Annotated in this window: 18 protein-coding genes; 17 read left to right on the top strand and 1 reads right to left on the bottom strand. The window is 42.8% G+C overall.

Features of this window, described 5'->3' with window-relative positions:
• The first annotated feature begins 7 nt into the window (after positions 1 to 7).
• Both HNQ34_RS04295 and HNQ34_RS04290 read left to right on the top strand, forming a co-directional pair.
• Positions 8 to 796: a patatin-like phospholipase family protein gene (locus tag HNQ34_RS04295; RefSeq protein ID WP_183251909.1), complete on the top strand. Its 789-nt coding sequence runs from the start codon at positions 8 to 10 to the stop codon at positions 794 to 796.
• Complete coding sequence (locus HNQ34_RS04290; protein WP_183251907.1) at positions 793 to 1,806, top strand: SepM family pheromone-processing serine protease; 1,014 nt, start codon at positions 793 to 795, stop codon at positions 1,804 to 1,806. The genes HNQ34_RS04295 and HNQ34_RS04290 overlap by 4 nt, the downstream gene beginning before the upstream one ends.
• On the opposite strand, the gene HNQ34_RS04285 is transcribed toward HNQ34_RS04290, so the two are convergent.
• Positions 1,785 to 3,002, bottom strand: a complete 1,218-nt coding sequence (locus HNQ34_RS04285; protein ID WP_183251904.1) for a nucleotidyltransferase — start codon at positions 3,000 to 3,002, stop codon at positions 1,785 to 1,787. The two genes, HNQ34_RS04290 and HNQ34_RS04285, sit on opposite strands and share 22 nt — an antisense overlap.
• A gap of 148 nt (positions 3,003 to 3,150) precedes the next feature.
• On the opposite strand from HNQ34_RS04285, the gene HNQ34_RS04280 reads away from it, so the two are divergent.
• The 15 genes from HNQ34_RS04280 to mraY all read left to right on the top strand — a co-directional run bounded on the left by HNQ34_RS04280 (position 3,151) and on the right by mraY (position 17,450).
• Positions 3,151 to 3,666 carry a YceD family protein gene (locus HNQ34_RS04280; protein WP_183251902.1) on the top strand — a complete coding sequence of 172 codons (516 nt, stop codon included), beginning with the start codon at positions 3,151 to 3,153 and terminating at the stop codon, positions 3,664 to 3,666.
• Positions 3,667 to 3,730: 64 nt separating this feature from the next.
• Positions 3,731 to 3,904, top strand: a complete 174-nt coding sequence (gene rpmF, locus HNQ34_RS04275; protein WP_183251900.1) for a 50S ribosomal protein L32 — start codon at positions 3,731 to 3,733, stop codon at positions 3,902 to 3,904.
• Between the two features lie 107 nt (positions 3,905 to 4,011).
• Positions 4,012 to 4,776 (top strand): enoyl-CoA hydratase/isomerase family protein, encoded by a 765-nt coding sequence (locus HNQ34_RS04270; RefSeq protein ID WP_183251898.1) that lies wholly within the window; start codon positions 4,012 to 4,014, stop codon positions 4,774 to 4,776.
• Between the two features lie 69 nt (positions 4,777 to 4,845).
• Positions 4,846 to 5,442, top strand: a complete 597-nt coding sequence (locus HNQ34_RS04265; protein WP_183251896.1) for an RsfA family transcriptional regulator — start codon at positions 4,846 to 4,848, stop codon at positions 5,440 to 5,442.
• Positions 5,443 to 5,551: 109 nt separating this feature from the next.
• On the top strand, positions 5,552 to 6,448 hold the full coding sequence (locus tag HNQ34_RS04260; protein WP_183251893.1) for a 2-dehydropantoate 2-reductase: 897 nt from the start codon (positions 5,552 to 5,554) through the stop codon (positions 6,446 to 6,448).
• A complete protein-coding gene (locus HNQ34_RS04255) occupies positions 6,441 to 6,827 on the top strand; it encodes a DUF3397 domain-containing protein (RefSeq protein ID WP_183251891.1) in 387 nt (128 codons plus the stop codon). The genes HNQ34_RS04260 and HNQ34_RS04255 overlap by 8 nt, the downstream gene beginning before the upstream one ends.
• A gap of 89 nt (positions 6,828 to 6,916) precedes the next feature.
• On the top strand, positions 6,917 to 8,545 hold the full coding sequence (gene bshC / locus HNQ34_RS04250; RefSeq protein ID WP_183252222.1) for a bacillithiol biosynthesis cysteine-adding enzyme BshC: 1,629 nt from the start codon (positions 6,917 to 6,919) through the stop codon (positions 8,543 to 8,545).
• Positions 8,546 to 8,809: 264 nt separating this feature from the next.
• The gene (rsmH, locus tag HNQ34_RS04245; RefSeq protein WP_183251889.1) at positions 8,810 to 9,742 is read left to right on the top strand and encodes a 16S rRNA (cytosine(1402)-N(4))-methyltransferase RsmH; all 933 of its coding nucleotides are present in this window, start codon (positions 8,810 to 8,812) and stop codon (positions 9,740 to 9,742) included.
• Positions 9,743 to 9,761: 19 nt separating this feature from the next.
• The gene (ftsL, locus tag HNQ34_RS04240) at positions 9,762 to 10,115 is read left to right on the top strand and encodes a cell division protein FtsL (RefSeq protein ID WP_183251887.1); all 354 of its coding nucleotides are present in this window, start codon (positions 9,762 to 9,764) and stop codon (positions 10,113 to 10,115) included.
• A gap of 6 nt (positions 10,116 to 10,121) precedes the next feature.
• Positions 10,122 to 12,338 (top strand): penicillin-binding protein, encoded by a 2,217-nt coding sequence (locus HNQ34_RS04235; RefSeq protein ID WP_183251885.1) that lies wholly within the window; start codon positions 10,122 to 10,124, stop codon positions 12,336 to 12,338.
• A 91-nt stretch (positions 12,339 to 12,429) separates the two neighbouring features.
• Positions 12,430 to 14,370: a stage V sporulation protein D gene (locus HNQ34_RS04230; RefSeq protein WP_183251883.1), complete on the top strand. Its 1,941-nt coding sequence runs from the start codon at positions 12,430 to 12,432 to the stop codon at positions 14,368 to 14,370.
• A gap of 110 nt (positions 14,371 to 14,480) precedes the next feature.
• Entirely contained in the window at positions 14,481 to 15,947 is a 1,467-nt protein-coding gene (locus HNQ34_RS04225) for a UDP-N-acetylmuramoyl-L-alanyl-D-glutamate--2,6-diaminopimelate ligase (protein ID WP_183251881.1), read from the top strand.
• A complete protein-coding gene (locus tag HNQ34_RS17425; RefSeq protein ID WP_246363784.1) occupies positions 15,944 to 16,090 on the top strand; it encodes a hypothetical protein in 147 nt (48 codons plus the stop codon). The genes HNQ34_RS04225 and HNQ34_RS17425 overlap by 4 nt, the downstream gene beginning before the upstream one ends.
• 245 nt (positions 16,091 to 16,335) lie before the next feature.
• Positions 16,336 to 16,482 carry a hypothetical protein gene (locus HNQ34_RS17420; RefSeq protein ID WP_246363782.1) on the top strand — a complete coding sequence of 49 codons (147 nt, stop codon included), beginning with the start codon at positions 16,336 to 16,338 and terminating at the stop codon, positions 16,480 to 16,482.
• Positions 16,476 to 17,450, top strand: coding sequence for a phospho-N-acetylmuramoyl-pentapeptide-transferase (gene mraY / locus HNQ34_RS04215; RefSeq protein WP_183251879.1), 975 nt, complete (start codon positions 16,476 to 16,478; stop codon positions 17,448 to 17,450). Before HNQ34_RS17420 ends, mraY begins: the two co-directional genes overlap by 7 nt.
• Positions 17,451 to 17,452 lie beyond the last annotated feature (2 nt).

Below are 17,452 nucleotides of genomic sequence, written 5' to 3'. Positions count from 1 at the left end.
GAAAAAGATGAAGCCAAAAATTGGCTTAGCGCTAGGGTCTGGAGGAGCGAGAGGTTTTGCACATTTAGGGGTTATTAAAGTGCTTGAAGAAGAACGCATTCCGATTGATTATATAGCAGGCAGCAGCATGGGTGCTCTCGTTGCGGCATTATATGCGAGCGGATTAGGGATCGACCGTCTTTATAAATTGGCAAAAGCTTTTCGCAGAAACGATTTCATTGATATAACGATCCCGAAAATGGGGCTAATTGCCGGGAAAAGAATAAAAGAGTTTGTTCGATTAATAACTAAAGGGAAGCGAATAGAAGAATTGCCAATCCCGATTGCGATCGTTGCGACAGATCTTCAAAAATGCGAAAAAGTTGTTTTCAAGAGCGGCAGTGTTGCTGATGCGGTGCGGGCAAGCATTTCGATCCCCGGCATTTTCGTTCCTGAAGTCATAAATGGGCGCATGCTTGTCGATGGCGGGGTGATTGATCGCATTCCAGTTTCGGTGGCGCGAGAGATGGGAGCGGATATTGTAATCGGTGTAGATGTTTCGCACGTGAAAGTGACCGAGGAAATCACTTCTATTTTCGATGTCATTTTGCAAAGCATTGATATTTTGCAAGACGAGCTCGTCCGCCATCGTGAATACGCTTCTGATGTGATGATCCGTCCGCGCGTCGAGCAATATAGCTCTCGTGCATTTACACATACAGAAGAAATTATTAAGATAGGAGAGGAAGAAACGCGGAAATACGTGCATAAAATTCATCAAGCAATTGAGAAATGGAAGGGGTCACAGCATATATGAAAAAACGAACGTATATGATCACGTTTTTGCTTGGGGCTGTTGCTAGTCTGCTTTTTATCTTTGTACAGCTGCCATATTACGTGACGATGCCAGGAACGGCGCAAGCGCTAGAACCGCTTGTTCATGTTGAAAATGGCGACAAAGATGAAGGTAGTTTAATGTTAACAACAGTAAGGATGGGGAGGGCGAATATCGCTTCTTATTTGCTCGCACACGTTCGCCCGTATTACGAACTTTATCCGTTGCAGGAAATTAAACAGGAAGGAGAAACGGATGAAGAATATACGAACCGCCAGCTTTACTTGATGGAAGAATCAAAAGAAGCCGCTATCGTCGTGGCATATAAAAATGCCCATAAACCGGTTTCTTATCAACCGCGCGGCGTCTATGTGATGAGCGTTGTGCCGGGCATGCCGGCAGAGCACATTTTGCAAGTAGGAGACCGCATTGTCCGCATAGATGGGAAAACGATGAATACTTCCGAACAATTGATACAATATGTTCGCCAAAAGAAAAAAGGCGATCAAGTGAGTATAACGTGGAAGCGAAATGGGAAAGAGAAAACAGCTTCCCTTTCGCTTGCACCATTTCCGCAATCCCCGCAACAAATTGGCCTTGGCGTTTCATTAATGACGGATTACGATGTCGTGACTGAGCCTCCTGTTCGTATTGATTCGGAAAAAATTGGCGGTCCTTCTGCTGGTCTCATGTTTTCGCTAGAAATTTATAACCAACTAGTAGAAGAAGATATTACGAAAGGTTATAAAATTGCAGGGACGGGCACGATCAATATGAACGGAGAAATCGGGCCGATTGGCGGAATTTCACAAAAAGTTGTCGCTGCTGATCAAGCGGGAGCGGACATTTTCTTCGCTCCAAATGAGAAAGGGGCGAAAAACTCTAATTACCGTCAAGCGGTCAAAACAGCAAAAAAAATCGGAACAAAAATGAAAGTTGTTCCGGTCGATACGTTTGATGATGCGCTCCGTTATTTGCAAGCTCTCCAATAAATCGGCGGAGTCGCATATTCTTCTTTAGTTGCATTTGTGCGAATTGGTTCGGGAAAAATAGCGGTATAAGCAGCGACCGCTTTTTTTTCTTGCTCATATATATAATCAGAGTGCAAGCGCGCAGCGTTCGTTATCAATGGCAACGAGAGCTTCTTTTTTACTATTTGCAAATAGCGACGTCCGTTTTCGCTCATGCCGAGCAGACGGATATAAGCCGGTTTTTTTGTAGCGGCCATTTGTTCTTTTGTAAAATTGGTTAAAATATGAGCGCACGTTCTTTGCAATCGCGTCCACGTGTATCGCTTCGTTTTGATGGAATGAATGAATTGAGAAAATGTTTCGGCTTCGACGATCGCCTGCTTGAAACGGTATTCGAGCCCTTCGTCTACGTTCGCCATGCGCTGTAATTCGTTTTCTTCCATTGTCATGATGCGGTATTTTAGGAGAGGGAAATAGTGCTCCCACTCATGGAATGTACCGTATGTCGAATAGTATTGTTCGAGCGCATGTTTTGTATAGGAAGGAATATATGGTGAAATATGCTCAAGCTGTTCAATTGATCCGCTCAATGTTTTCCGCAAGCTTGTTGCGCTAGCGATGAATGGGTGGGAGAACGTTTCATCATGATAACCGGAAGCGATCCGTTGAACGGTTCGCGGGATGATGGAGCTATTTTGCTCCTTGATCGCTTTGACATAGGAAAAGCCGAGAATATTGTTTGGCTTTGTTAAATCAATGTCGGCGATTTGGAGCTGTTTCCAAGCTCGCGTGATTGCTTGCGGATAGCTGATTCCCGTTTTTAATGCTTGCTGAATGTGCATATCGTATTCTTGTTGCCGTTTTTGCAGCGTATGGACCGCTTCGATAAACGGATCGATCTCTCCACTTTCGCTTCCGAAACAAATCTCTGCACAATGTAATGCATCGAGTAAAGCGACTGCTCCGCTTGCAAACATTTCTGCAGACTGTACGGCAAACACATAAGGTAGCTCGACGACGAGGTCAACGCCAGCCGATAGCGCCATGTTTGTCCGTGCCCATTTAGAAACGAGTGCTGGCTCTCCTCTTTGCAAAAAATTTCCGCTCATCACAGCGATCACGCAATCAGCACTTGTCTTTTTTTTCGTTTCTTCAAGATGATACAAGTGCCCGTTATGAAATGGATTGTATTCAACGATGATTCCAACCGCTTTCATTTCATTTCTCTCCATTCGGCATTTTGTGTTTTTAATGGAAACGTGATAAATTGTATGTAAGCTGACAATCATTATACTGTAAAGAAAAAATATTGACAAACAGAAAAACGAAACGTATAATTTTCTTTGTTGCCTTGAGGTGATTTTTATGAAGTGGTCTGTTCACCAACTTCATCAATTGCAAACGAAAGGGCTTGTGATTGATGAAACGGTCGATGTTTCCGATTTAAAACAAATTGACAAGTTGATTCGCGACATTTCGCCTGTTCATGTTGAAGGAAGGGCGGATATTGGCGCGACGAAATTTACGTTTCATTTAACAATTGAAGGAACGATGGTGCTGCCTTGTTCCCGTACGTTAGTCGATGTTTCTTATCCGTTTACGATTCAGACGACGGAAACGTTTTTTTTGAACGATTATGATGTCAATCCGGATGAGGATACGCATCTTGTTCAAGGAGACTCGATCGATTTACTGCCGATTGTGAAAGAACTCGTTCTTCTTGAGATTCCTTTGCAAGTGTTTGCAGAAGGGGACAATGTACAAGGCGGTGCGCCGCAATCAGGAGTAGGATGGGAAGTCATTACTGAAGAACAAGCAAAAAACAAAATCGACCCTCGCCTAGCTGGCTTAGCGAAATTTTTTGATAAGAAAGAAGAGTAAGCGAAGAACCGGCATGATCCGGCCTTCATCATAATTTCTAAATCCTATTAAGGAGGTGGAAAGAATGGCTGTACCTTTTAGAAGAACATCGAAAACAAAAAAAAGAATGCGTCGCACACATTTCAAATTGCAAGTTCCTGGCATGGTTGAATGCCCAAATTGCGGTGAAATGAAATTAGCACATCATGTCTGCAAATCTTGCGGAACTTACAAAGGAAAAGAAGTTGTCAACAAATAATGATGAAAAACGAGCGTAAGGAGATCATCCTTATGCTCGTTTTTTTTGTTGGAAGAGAAGGAAAATGAACAAAAACGGCCAACCTATTATTACGAGGAGGAGAGAAAATGAGTGCGGTTTTATTAGAGCGAGATTATGATGGCATTGTTTGGTTTACGATTAATCGACAAGAAAAACGAAATGCGATCAATTATGAAGTGATGGATGCTTTGCAAGAAACGATTCGGCTTGTCGAAGAAAATGATAAAGTGAAGGTACTTGTCATTACAGGAGCGGGCGATCAAGCGTTTTGCTCAGGCGGCGACTTAAGTGAATTTCACCATTTGCATGCGAAAGAAGAAGCGTATCACATGCTGGCAAAAATGGGTTCGATTTTATATTCTTTGTTAACGCTTTCGAAGCCGACAGTCGCATTGCTAAATGGAACGGCAGTTGGCGGAGGGTGCGAATTAGCGACTGCCTGTGATTTTCGCTATGCCAAAAAAGGTGTTAAAGCAGGGTTTATCCAAGGAACGTTAGGGATTACGACTGGATGGGGCGGAGCGACGATGTTATTTGAGAAAATCCCGTATGCTAATGCGCTCGATCTTTTATTAAGAGCAGAACGTGTTCCTATCGAAAAAATGTACGAGTATGGTTGGGTTCATAAGCTACTATCTGGAGAAACGATCAAAGAACAGTGCCGAAAGTTGCTTTCTCCGTATTTGTCACAATCGGTCCCTGTCTTGCGTGCATATAAACAAATAGCGGTAAAAAAATGGAAGACAGATGAATTTCGAGCAAAATTTTTTGCGGAAATTGAGCAATGTGCGGTGCTTTGGGAATCGGAAGAGCATGAGGAAGCCGTGCGAACTTTTTTAAACCGATCGTAACTTTCCATCTTCTATCTTTTCTACTAGCCGCATACATATAGTGAAAAAAGCGACTAGGGGGAAGGAAAGATGACAAGTGTACGCCAAGATGCATGGACGCAAGATGAAGATTTATTGTTGGCCGAAGTGGTGTTGCGTTATATTCGTGAAGGCGGAACACAGCTTCAAGCGTTTGAGGAAGTAGGCAGGCGTTTATCACGTACTGCTGCCGCTTGCGGATTTCGCTGGAATTCATATGTAAGAAAACAATATAAAGAGGCGATTGAACTAGCGAAAAAGCAACGGAAAGAAAAGAAAAAAGAATGGGAACAATTAGAGCAAAAAGAAGAAAGTATGCCGGAAGAAAAAACAGCAAAGTTAACATGGCAAGATATTATTGCCTTCTTGCAATCGCATCAGCAGTCTTCTTCTCAATATCAGCACGTTGTAGATGAAAATCGCGCGTTAAAACGAGATATGGAGCAGTTGCAACAAATGATCACAAAACTGCAAATGGAAAAAGAACAGCTACAAAAAGAGCTAAAAGCGGTGCAAGAAGATTATCAAACGCTCATCGGTATTATGGAAAGAGCGCGCAAAATGGTTGTCTTGGAAGAAGAGGAACAAGCAAAAAAAGTAAAATTGCAAATGGAACGAAACGGAAACTTCGAAAAAATTGAAAAGTAATATTACAAGCTGGTCATTTTCGATCAGCTTTTTTCTGTTAACGTATGCATTGAGAATTTGATAAAATAGGCCTAAGAGCTGTTTTGACAGAAAGTGAGGAAAAGTGGGAATGAAAGTAGGAGTGATCGGAGGAGGGGCGATAGGGCTATTAGTCGCTTCTTATTTGCATGAACAATATGATGTAACGATCTATACGCGTCGCCAGGAACAAGCGGATCTTTTAAACAGGCAAAAACTGCGGTTAATAAAGCACGGCAACGAACAAAACATTCCGGTTCGTGCCATACCATTTGGCTGGGAAAGGGTAGAAGCGGATCTTTTATTTATTACTGTCAAACAATATGATCTCGCCCATGTGATCGAACAATGGAATGAATGGTCAGAAACAGCGACGCTTATCTTTTTACAAAACGGAATGGGCCATATTCGTTTATTGTCTCAGCTGAAGCAACGAAATGTCGTAATAGGAGTCGTTGAACACGGGGCGTTGAAACGGGATGATCGAACGGTTGAGCATACAGGAATCGGAAAAATAACGCTCTCTTTATTTCAAGGACAGTTCGGACGATTGAAGCGACTGCTAAATGCTTCTATTCCCGATTTTCCGATCGGCTACGAAGAAGATTGGTACGGAATGCTGACAAAAAAATTAGTCGTCAATGCGCTGGTCAATCCGCTCACGGCCGTTTTGCGCGTTCGAAATGGGGAATTGTTGAACGTTCATGAATATAAAGAGATGATGAGATTGTTATTTACTGAGGTTTGTGCAGCGTTAGCGCTATCTAACGGAGAAGAAGCGTGGGAACATATTGTGCGCATATGTGAAAAAACGGCGAACAATCGCTCTTCAATGCTATCTGATCTCGAACAAGGGCGAAAGACAGAAATTGAAGCGATTTTAGGATATGTGATGGAAAAAGGGAACGAACGGAATATTCCAACTCCGCTTTGCCAGTTTTTATTTCATGCGGTGAAAGGGATGGAAGGAAGGGATTGGAATGAGTAATATTATCGCTCATGTAACAGCGGCTTTTGTCACGATGCCGCTGCTTGCATTTTTCGTTGTTTATGTTTTAGCTAGGAAACTGACGAATAAGAAAAAAAAATCATTTTATATCGCCATCAACATTTCCACGTTGTTTTTTATGAGCGCTGTTCATTTTCTCATCGTCGCGATTTGGGGGAAATCGTATTTATGGGAGATCATCATTTTGTTATTGATAATAAATATTTTGTTTGCAATCGGATATTGGCGGAAAAAAGGTGATTTACATATTGCGATCGTTTTTCGTCTTTTTTGGCGGTTTAGCTTTCTTTTGTTTTTCTTTCTTTATTTCGGCTTGCTTGGTTATGGCATCTTCATAAGAGTATCTAGCAATATGTAAATTCGCTGCGAGCGCATGTTTTTTCATTTTTTAAAAAGGATGGTATACTCATGAAAGAAAATAAAGAGCGAGAAAGGAAGTTTTTTAGCATGGAGATATGTGAAATCTCTTTACGGGCAACGACTCCGTTAGCAACGGATTACATCATCGGGGCATTTCCGATCGAAAAAGGATTCGTATATGACATTAGCGAAAGAGATGCGTTTCAGCGGCGTCTAAACGATCTCAACGAACGAATTTATCCACGGCAACAACTCGTGGAACATTTGCTTTTGTATCATCAAAAGCTTCAAGCAAGTCCGCAAACATTTGAAAATATTAAAAAGCTATCAGATCGGTCGAGCGTTGTTGTGATCGGAGGACAGCAAGCAGGATTGCTTACAGGACCGCTTTATACGATTTATAAAATTATGTCGATCATCCGTCTTGCGAAAGAACAAGAACAAAAATTAGCGGTTCCGGTCGTGCCGGTCTTTTGGATTGCCGGAGAGGATCATGATATCGCAGAAGTTGATCATGTGTATGTCGCCGAGAAAGGAAAGATCAAAAAACGAACATACCCGCATTCCGTTCAAGAAAAGCGAATGGTCGCTCAGTTACCTATTGATAAACAAATTTGTTTTCAATGGATTAAAGATGTAGTGGAAACATACGGCGAAACAGAAACAACAAACGAATTGCTCCATTTTTTAGAGAGATGTGTTGAACAAGCGCATACGTTTGTTGATTTTTTTGCGCGCATCGTGTTGCAGCTGTTTGCTTCAGACGGATTGGTGGTCGTCAATGCCGCAGATGAATCGTTGCGGGCGATTGAAAGCGAGTTTTTCGCCACGTTCATTGAACGACACGATGAAATCGCAAATGCAGTGCTCAGACAACAAAAACGTTTAGCACAACTCGGGTATCGCAAAACGCTCGATGTGCAGCCACAGTCAGCCAATCTCTTTTATTATGATGGATGTGAGCGGTGGTTGCTAGAGTGCAACGGAGAGGATAAACTTTTTTACAACAAAAAAGGTGGAGTGGTATTTTCGAAAGAAGAATTATTATCGCTGGCGAAAACGTCTCCGTATAAATTAAGCAACAATGTCGTGACGCGGCCATTGATGCAAGAATTTTTATTCCCAACGTTAGCCTTTATTGCCGGCCCTGGCGAAATCGCGTATTGGGCGGAACTGCAGGAAGCGTTTTCACTGCTTGGCTATGCGATGCCGCCTGTCGTTCCAAGGCTGAATATGACGCTTGTCGAGCGATCGATTCAGACGGATTTACAAGAAGTAGGATTGACGGTCGAAGAAGTGTTGCAAGGGCGCATCAATGAAGCGAAAGCGGAGTGGAGAAGGCGGCAAATTCAATATCCGCTTGATGAGATGATTGCGCATGCAAAGGAGAGAATTGAAGAGATTCATCGCCCGTTACGAGAAATTGGCATGGAAATTGATCGCGGTTTAGCCAATGTATTGACGAAAAATGCGACTTTTCTTCAATCACAAATCGATTTTCTTCATCAAACGTTGCATCGCTCCATTGAGAAAAAATATGAGGTGGAATGGAAAAAATTCGCTCGCATCGAAATGTCTTTATGGCCGAACCAAGCGCCACAGGAGCGAATTTGGAACATTTTTTATTACATAAACAAATACGGATTTGATTTTGTGGAACGTCTGATGGGGCTTGAATATAAATGGAATGGTTTGCATAAAATTGTATATATATAACAGAAAACGTCGAACGAAAAATCCTGTTTCATACAGGATTTTTTTTTGTGAACAAGAATAGTACAGAGAGAATATATTTATGGAAATAAAAGTAAAATAAATGTTCGCTTTGGCGGATGGAATGATGAGACGAAAAACGACAAAATAAAACAGAATAAGATGATTTTTTACAGAAAGCACCTAAAAATTTGTTTAATTTTGTTGTATAATAAATAAACAGCTAACTGACAAGGATCATACATCATGAAAAAAGGTGGTGAGACTGTGTTTCAGCATACAACAGTCTTATTGAGGGAAACAGTCGATGGATTGCAAATAAAGCCGAATGGCATCTACGTTGACTGTACACTCGGCGGTGGAGGGCATAGCGAATATTTGCTCTCACAGCTGTCGGAACAAGGGAGATTATTTGCGTTTGATCAAGATGATGTTGCGATTGAACACGCAAAAGAAAAATTGTCACAATATAGAAATCAAGTGACGTTTATTAAAAGCAATTTTCGCTTTTTAGCTGTGAAACTAGCTGAATACGGTGTTTGCGAAGTCGATGGAATTTTGTTTGATTTAGGAGTATCTTCGCCGCAATTAGATATGCCTGAACGAGGGTTTAGCTACCATCACGATGCGCCGCTTGATATGAGAATGAATCGTGATGCGCCGCTAACAGCATACGATATTGTCAATACTTGGCCATATGAACAGCTTGTACATATTTTTTTTCACTATGGAGAAGAAAAGTTTTCGAAACAAGTAGCGAGAAAAATTGAAGCTGCTCGAAAGCAAAAACCGATTGAAACGACGGGAGAATTAGTGGAGTTGATTAAAGAAGCGATTCCTGCCCCGGCACGAAGAAGCGGAGGGCATCCGGCAAAGCGGATTTTTCAAGCGATTCGCATTGCCGTTAACGATGAGTTACAAGCGTTCAAAGAGGCAATTGCTCAAGCGATCGATCTATTGAAGCCAGGCGGAAGAATTAGCGTCATTACATTTCACTCCCTTGAGGACCGCATTTGCAAGATGGCGTTTAAAGAGGCGAGCGAAGGACCGAAACTCCCGCCTGGGTTGCCGATGATTCCTCAAGAGTACTGCCCAAAGTTAAAGCTTATTACTAAAAAACCGATCGTTCCTTCAGAAAAGGAAATTGCCGCAAATAACCGCGCTCGCTCTGCGAAGCTACGCATCGCTGAAAAACGATAAAATTGAAGGAGGGGAAATCGTGAATAATACAGCTGTCAAAATCCAAGAGAAGCAGCGACAACATGCGTCCGTCCGTCCGAAAATAAAACGAAAAATCAAACTGCGCCTGACGTTTAGAGAAAAATTCGTTTTGTTCTCATTTCTTTTATTTGCTATTTATGCATCCGTTAAAATCGTTTCAAACCAAGTGATGATTTATCATGTCAATAAAAACATTCAGCAGCTAGAAGGGGCGATCGATGAGCAAAGGAAATATAACAACGACTTATATGTCGAGGTACAGCAGCTAAGCACATATGAACGAATTTTAGAAAAGGCGAAGGAATTAGGTCTTTCGCTCAACGAAAATAACGTGAAAGTCGTACAGGAATGATGAACGATGGCGAATAAAAAACATAAGAATACGCATAAAGGAGCAGCATTGTTGTTTTGTTTATTTAGCCTGCTCTTTTTTGTGTTAATTTTTCGGTTTGTTCAACTGCAAGCAACCGGTGTAGCGGATGGACAAGTGTTGGCGGTAAGGGCAGAAGAACAGTATAAACAAAAACGAACGATCGAAGCAAAACGTGGAGCGATTTTGGATCGGAACGGCGAAGTGCTTGCGGAAGATACGCCGTCGTATACGCTTATGGCGGTGCTTGATCCAAAAATGACGACCGATCCGAACGATCCGAAGCATGTGGTGGACCCGGAAATGACGGCGCGAAAATTAGCCCCACTTTTACGTATGGATGTGAGCGAAGCAGAGCGCATATTAACAAAAAAGGCGAAGCAGGTGGAGTTTGGCGCATACGGACGGAATATTAGCTATGAATTGAAGAAAAAAATCGAAGCGCTGAAACTGCCAGGCATCGGTTTTATTCGCGATGCGAAACGATTTTATCCGAACGGAACATTCGCTTCCTACGTGATCGGTTATGCGCAAAAAAACGAAGAAAACGGAAACGAAACAATTGGAATGATGGGGATTGAAAAAAGTTTAAATCGCTATTTGCAAGAAAAAGATGGGTACGTTGTCTTTCAGCGGGATAAAGACGGCTTTCGTTTGCCTGATACGAAGGAAACGGTCGTACCGCCAGATAACGGCGATGAAGTGTATTTAACCATCGACCAAAAAATTCAAACGTTTTTAGAAGATGCCATGAACCAAGTGGAAAAACAATATAAACCGAAAAAAATTATCGCTATTGTTGCTAACCCGAAAACAGGAGAAATTTTGGCGATGGGAACGCGGCCGAGTTTTGACCCGAACAAACGCAACATTACCAACTATTTAAACGATGCGATTTCTTATCCGTATGAACCGGGTTCCACGATGAAAATGTTTACGTTGGCCGCCGCTATTAATGAAGGAGTATACAACGGGAACGAACTATATCGTTCCGGAGCGTATCGGGTAGGACCAAACGAAATTCGCGATCATAACAAAGTCGGATGGGGAACGATTACGTTTAACGAAGGTGTGCAGCGTTCGTCGAACGTTGCATTTGCCAAACTAGTGAAAGAAAAATTAGGAGAAGATCGCTTTTTACAATATTTATATCGTTTCCGTTTTAATGAGAAAACAGGAATTGACCTTCCAGGGGAAACGGTCGGGAATATTGTGTATCGATATCCGATCGAAAAACTAACGACGGCGTTTGGACAAGGGACATCGATCACACCGATTCAGCAAATTCAGGCGGCGACGGCGATTGCAAACGGTGGGAACATGATGAAACCGTACGTTGTCGACCGCATCGTCGACCCGGACACAAAAAAAGTAATCGTTCAACATAAACCAGAAGTCGTCGGGGAACCGATCACAAAAGAAACAGCACAAAAAGTATTGGATATATTGGAAACGGTCGTGACATCTGAAAAAGGAACAGGCCGCCCTTATCAAATCGAAGGATATCGAGTGGCGGGGAAAACAGGAACGGCACAAATTCCTTCTCCAAAAGGAGGATATTTGACGGGCTATGAAAACTATATTTTTTCCTTTTTAGGAATGGCGCCAAAAGAAAATCCGCAGCTGTTAATGTACGTAGCTGTCCAGCAGCCGAAACTTTCTGTTACGGAAACAGGCTCTGCACCGGTTTCGATGATTTTTAAGAGCGTGATGAAGAACAGTTTGCAATATTTGAATATCCGCCCTTCTTTCGAAAAAATGGAGAAAACCGCTAATAAAAAAGGAATTAAACTGCCATCATACGCTGGACAATCGGTGGATAGTGCTGTGCAAGACTTAAAAGAAAAAGGATTGCAGCCGGTGGTCGTCGGAAGCGGAAAGCAAGTAGAAGCACAGCTGCCTTTAGCGGGCGATGAGGTGATTGTGCGTGAACGCATCATTTTAAAAACGAACGGGACAGCGATGATGCCAGATCTTCGTGGATGGTCTCTGCGCGATGCGATGAAAGCTGCTGAATTGCTAAATCTTGAGCCGAGTATCAAAGGAAGCGGATATGTGGTGACGCAAAGCATTCGTCCGGGAAGCGGAGTGAAAAAAGGAGATTATTTAATTTTGGAATTGACTGAGCCGGACAAGTGGGAAGAGCAGATAAACGAAAGCAAAACGCCGCAAGCGGACCAAGAAGAAAAAGCGCCCGTCGATTGAGCCTGTTGCCGGCATGATGGCAAGGCATGTTCTATAAAAGCGAGTACAAGCATATAGTGGAACGAGCCGATTATAAGGGAGGTTCTACGATATGCGCGTTTCACATGTTACGGTTCGTAAGCGGCTTGCCGTTGTGTTACTCATTGGAGTGCTTATTTTTGCGATTATCGATATTCGTTTAGGGTATGTGCAATTGATTGTTGGTGATATGCTCGCACAAAAAGCGAAAGATTCATGGAGCCGCAATATTCCATTTGAACCGAAGCGGGGAGAAATTTTAGACCGCAATGGCATCCCGCTTGCAACAAATATGAGCGCTCCAACCGTTTATGTCATACCAAGGCAAATCGAAAACCCAGCCGATACAGCGGAAAAGCTAGCCAAAGTGTTAAATATGCCCGTTGAGAAAGCGTACAAGCATATCACAAAACGTACGCTAATCGAACGCATTCCAGAAGGACGGAAAATTTCCAATGATCAGGCGAAAGAAATTCGCGCTCTTGGCTTAAAAGGAGTATATATTGCTGAAGATACGAAGCGCTACTACCCATTTGGCAGCTACTTATCTCATGTTCTCGGTTTTACCGGAATTGATAATCAAGGCTTAACCGGTTTAGAGTTGTATTACGATAAAGAGCTGAAAGGGCAGCGAGGGTCTGTCGAGTTTTATTCGGACGCGAAAGGGAAGCGAATGCCGAACATGGCTGACCATTACACGCCACCGACAGACGGACTGAATTTAAAATTAACGATCGATTCACGCATTCAAACGATCATCGAGCGCGAATTAGATATTGCGGAAGCCAAATATAACCCTGATGGAATCATTGCGATTGCGATCGATCCGAACACAGGCGAAGTGCTGGCGATGTCGAGCCGTCCGACGTTTGATCCTGCTAATTATCGCAACGTTCCATCTGAAATTTATAATCGCAATTTACCGGTGTGGAGCACGTACGAACCAGGATCTACGTTTAAAATTATTACGTTAGCGGCTGCGCTAGAAGAAAAAAAAGTGAACTTATTAAAAGATCGTTTTTACGATCCAGGCTATGTGAAAGTAGCTGGAGCGACGCTGCGCTGCTGGAAAAAGGGTGGACACGGGGACGAAACGTTTTTAGAAGTGGTGCAAAATTCGTGTAATCCAGGTTTTATCGAATTAGGGGAGAGATTAGGAAAAGAAAAGCTGTTTCATTATATTAAAGCGTTTGGTTTTGGACAAAAAACAGGAATCGATCTACAAGGAGAAGGAACAGGCATTTTATTTGATATGGAGCGCGTCGGTCCTGTTGAACAAGCGACGACGGCTTTCGGCCAAGGAGTTTCCGTCACACCGATTCAACAAGTGACCGCAGTCGCGGCAGCGATTAATGGAGGGATACTATATACACCGTATATCGCTAAAGAATGGATCGATCCTGAAACAGGAAAAGTGATCAGTCGCAATACACCAAAAGTGAAACGGCGCGTTATTTCCGAGGAAACGTCGAAACAAATCCGTTTTGCATTAGAGAGCGTCGTTGCGCAAGGAACCGGAAAAGGCGCTTTTGTCGAACAATATCGTGTCGGCGGAAAAACGGGAACAGCGCAAAAAGCCCAAGGGGGACGTTATTTAAAAGACAATTATATTGTTTCGTTTATTGGGTTTGCGCCGGCAGATGATCCGAAATTGGTCGTTTATGTAGCCGTTGATCATCCGAAAGGAACGGTGCAATTCGGCGGAGTTGTTGCCGCGCCAATAGTTGGAAAAATCATGGAAGATAGCTTACGCACACTCGGGATCAAACCGCGAAAAGGGCAAATTGAAAAAGAACGCGCATGGAATGACCCGAAATTGGTGGAAGTTCCGGATTTAGAAGGTTTAACAAAAAAAGATTTGCAAGAGCAACTTTTTAACTTAAAATTAGATGTTAGTGGAGAAGGCGAAGTCGTCATTGATCAAGCGCCAAAAGCAGGTGTTAAAGTAAAGCAAGGGGCCACGATCCGCATTTTCTTGGGGCCAAAGGATGCATCATCATCTAGCCTTCGTTAATAAAATGAGCTTTTATGTGATGATAAGGGGGATATTTGCAACCCCTTCTTTTCCGTTTTTTAGAAAGCTACATTCTCTTCCAAGGGAATTTAAATGAGAGGAATGAGCATATGAAGCTACAAACATTGCTTTCTTATTTGCATGATTTTACGACATATGCCGGTGAAAACCCGGCCATTACATCCATTGAAATGGATTCGCGGAAAGTAAAAAAAGGAGCGTTATTTATTTGCATTAAAGGGTTTACTGTCGATGGACATGATTTTGCCAAGCAAGCGGTTGAAAATGGTGCGGTGGCGATTGTAGCGGAGCGGAATGTGGATGTTCCGGTTCCAGTCATTATCGTCCGCGACAGTAAAAGAGCGATGGCGGTGTTGGCTGATGCGTTTTACGGGCAGCCTACCCATCAACTGCATTTAATCGGAGTCACAGGAACAAACGGAAAAACAACGACAACCCATATCATCGATCACATCTTTCGGAAGGCAAAAAAGAAAACGGGGTTAATCGGAACGATTCATATCAAAATTGGTGACGAAACATACGATGTTCAAAATACGACTCCTGAATCGCTTGTGTTGCAAAAAGCATTTAAACAAATGGTGGATGAACATGTCGACGTCGCGGTGATGGAAGTATCTTCCCATGCGTTGCATATGGGGCGCGTTCATGGGTGCGACTACGATGTCGCCGTATTTACGAATTTAACACAAGATCATTTAGATTACCATCAGACGATGGAGGAGTATCGTTTGGCGAAAGGACTGCTGTTTGCACAACTCGGCAACCGTTTCGATCATGAACGGCCGAAGTTTGCGGTGCTCAACAACGATGATCCAGCATCGGAGCAATATAAACAAATGACAGCAGCAACGGTGATTACATATGGCATTGATCAAGAAAGCGACATTATGGCAAAGCGAATCGACATTTCGCCAAGTGGAATGGTGTTTGATTTAGTGACACCGTTTGAAACCGTTCGAGTCAAAACAAAGCTGATCGGCCAGTTTAACGTGTATAATATACTAGCGGCAACCGCAGCTTGCCTCGTATCAGGTGTTGCACTTTCGACGATCGTAAAGGCGGTTGAAGAAATATCTGGTGTTTCCGGCCGGTTTGAAACGGTCGACGAAGGGCAAGACTTTACAGTAATCGTCGATTATGCCCATACGCCGGATAGTTTGGAAAACGTGCTCAAAACGATTCGGCAATTTGCCAAACGAAACGTTTACGTCGTTGTCGGCTGCGGAGGGGATCGCGATCGTACGAAACGTCCTTTGATGGCGCAAATTGCTGTTCGATATGCAGATGTGGCGATTTTTACATCCGATAATCCTCGTTCGGAGCGTCCGGAAGATATTTTGAAAGATATGGAAGACGGAGTCGCTGGACAACACTATATTTCAATTGTTGATCGAAAAGAAGCGATTCGTTATGCGGTTCAAGAGGCGAGAGAAGGCGACGTCATTTTAATTGCAGGAAAAGGGCATGAAACGTATCAAATGATAGGGGATCGCGTTTTGCACTTTGACGATCGCATCGTTGCCCGCGAAGCGATTAAGGAGCGGAAATCGTGATGTTAACATATCGAATCATCAAACGGTTGTTCCCTTCTGCATGCGGAATTGCCGATGATCACATTTTGTTTCATTCCGTTTTTGTTGACCCTTATCAGCAAGTAAACATCCATGAGCAAGTTTTGCCCGCTACTCAAGCATGAAAATAGTCGCTTATGGATCCGTTATTTCACAGAAAAAGGAATGTTTGTTCCATTAGCCGTCGGGAAAGAGGAATTAAAAGCGGCAATTGAACACGGGGCAAATTGCTTCTCTCTGGCAAGAAGGAGGAGAGTTGCCGCCCTATCTTCCAAATCAGTTTCCGATTCTTTTTTGTCCTTCGCCGTTTAAAGCGTTGGCTGCCATTGTTCAAACGTATATGCAAACAAATAGAGTGGAGAATTGCGGTATGGTAAAATTTTACTTAAAAATAAATGTTCTGCATCATATTGCGCAAAATTGTTCATATGATATAGCGGTAATGAACGAACTGCAACAGCTAGAGCGAAAATGGTTCAGTGTTCAAGAGAAAGAAGGATGTGAACCGTCATGGTAGAACAAGTCATGATGTTTTCAATTGTTACAGCTTTTTTCATTACGGTGTTATTGTCACCTATTTTTATTCCGTTTTTACGAAGGTTAAAATTTGGGCAAAGCATACGTGAAGAAGGTCCGAAGTCGCATCAGAAAAAATCGGGCACCCCAACGATGGGGGGAATTATGATTTTATTATCGATTGTGATCACAACTCTTTTAATGACGAAAAAATTTGCGGATTTCACGGTCGAAACGTATTTGCTTCTATTTGTTACAATTGGCTATGGGCTGCTTGGTTTTATCGATGATTTTATTAAAGTCGTCATGAAACGGAATCTTGGATTAACAAGCAAGCAAAAGCTTATCGGGCAACTAGCCATTGCGCTCATCTTTTATATTGTTTATCGCCAACATGACTTTTCGACCGTTTTACATATTCCTGGAACAAATCTATCGTTTGATTTAGGATGGGGATATATCGCATTGATGATTTTTATGCTTGTGGGCGGTTCGAATGCGGTCAATTTAACCGACGGCCTTGACGGTCTGTTATCCGGAACAGCGGCTATTGCATTTGGCGCTTATGCTGTGTTGGCATGGAATCAGCAACAATATGATGTCGCCATTTTTAGCACAGCCGTTGTCGGATCGGTTCTTGGCTTCCTCGTCTTTAATGCCCATCCAGCGAAAGTGTTTATGGGGGATACCGGTTCGCTGGCGTTAGGCGGAGCGATTGCGACTGTGGCGATTTTGACGAAATTAGAAATATTGCTCGCCATCATCGGTGGGGTATTTGTGATTGAAACATTATCGGTCATGATTCAAGTCATTTCATTTAAAACAACAGGAAAACGAGTATTTCGCATGAGTCCACTGCATCACCACTATGAACTCATCGGGTGGTCGGAGTGGCGCGTTGTCGTCACGTTTTGGGCGATTGGTTTATTATTTGCAATACTCGGAATCTATATCGAGGTGTGGATGTAAAA

The sequence above is a fragment of the Anoxybacteroides tepidamans genome, assembly GCF_014201465.1.
Classification (GTDB): domain Bacteria; phylum Bacillota; class Bacilli; order Bacillales; family Anoxybacillaceae; genus Anoxybacteroides; species Anoxybacteroides tepidamans.
This window is presented reverse-complemented; position numbering and strand designations above follow the sequence as displayed.

Bases quoted from the DNA above. Each gene is read 5' to 3' on its own strand.
- HNQ34_RS04295 (WP_183251909.1), top strand. From the start codon at position 8: ATGAAGCCAAAAATTGGCTTAGCGCTAGGGTCTGGAGGAGCGAGAGGT.
- HNQ34_RS04290 (WP_183251907.1), top strand. From the start codon at position 793: ATGAAAAAACGAACGTATATGATCACGTTTTTGCTTGGGGCTGTTGCT.
- HNQ34_RS04285 (WP_183251904.1), bottom strand. From the start codon at position 3,002: ATGAAAGCGGTTGGAATCATCGTTGAATACAATCCATTTCATAACGGG.
- HNQ34_RS04280 (WP_183251902.1), top strand. From the start codon at position 3,151: ATGAAGTGGTCTGTTCACCAACTTCATCAATTGCAAACGAAAGGGCTT.
- rpmF (WP_183251900.1), top strand. From the start codon at position 3,731: ATGGCTGTACCTTTTAGAAGAACATCGAAAACAAAAAAAAGAATGCGT.
- HNQ34_RS04270 (WP_183251898.1), top strand. From the start codon at position 4,012: ATGAGTGCGGTTTTATTAGAGCGAGATTATGATGGCATTGTTTGGTTT.
- HNQ34_RS04265 (WP_183251896.1), top strand. From the start codon at position 4,846: ATGACAAGTGTACGCCAAGATGCATGGACGCAAGATGAAGATTTATTG.
- HNQ34_RS04260 (WP_183251893.1), top strand. From the start codon at position 5,552: ATGAAAGTAGGAGTGATCGGAGGAGGGGCGATAGGGCTATTAGTCGCT.
- HNQ34_RS04255 (WP_183251891.1), top strand. From the start codon at position 6,441: ATGAGTAATATTATCGCTCATGTAACAGCGGCTTTTGTCACGATGCCG.
- bshC (WP_183252222.1), top strand. From the start codon at position 6,917: ATGGAGATATGTGAAATCTCTTTACGGGCAACGACTCCGTTAGCAACG.
- HNQ34_RS04235 (WP_183251885.1), top strand. From the start codon at position 10,122: ATGGCGAATAAAAAACATAAGAATACGCATAAAGGAGCAGCATTGTTG.
- HNQ34_RS04230 (WP_183251883.1), top strand. From the start codon at position 12,430: ATGCGCGTTTCACATGTTACGGTTCGTAAGCGGCTTGCCGTTGTGTTA.
- HNQ34_RS04225 (WP_183251881.1), top strand. From the start codon at position 14,481: ATGAAGCTACAAACATTGCTTTCTTATTTGCATGATTTTACGACATAT.
- HNQ34_RS17420 (WP_246363782.1), top strand. From the start codon at position 16,336: ATGGTAAAATTTTACTTAAAAATAAATGTTCTGCATCATATTGCGCAA.
- mraY (WP_183251879.1), top strand. From the start codon at position 16,476: ATGGTAGAACAAGTCATGATGTTTTCAATTGTTACAGCTTTTTTCATT.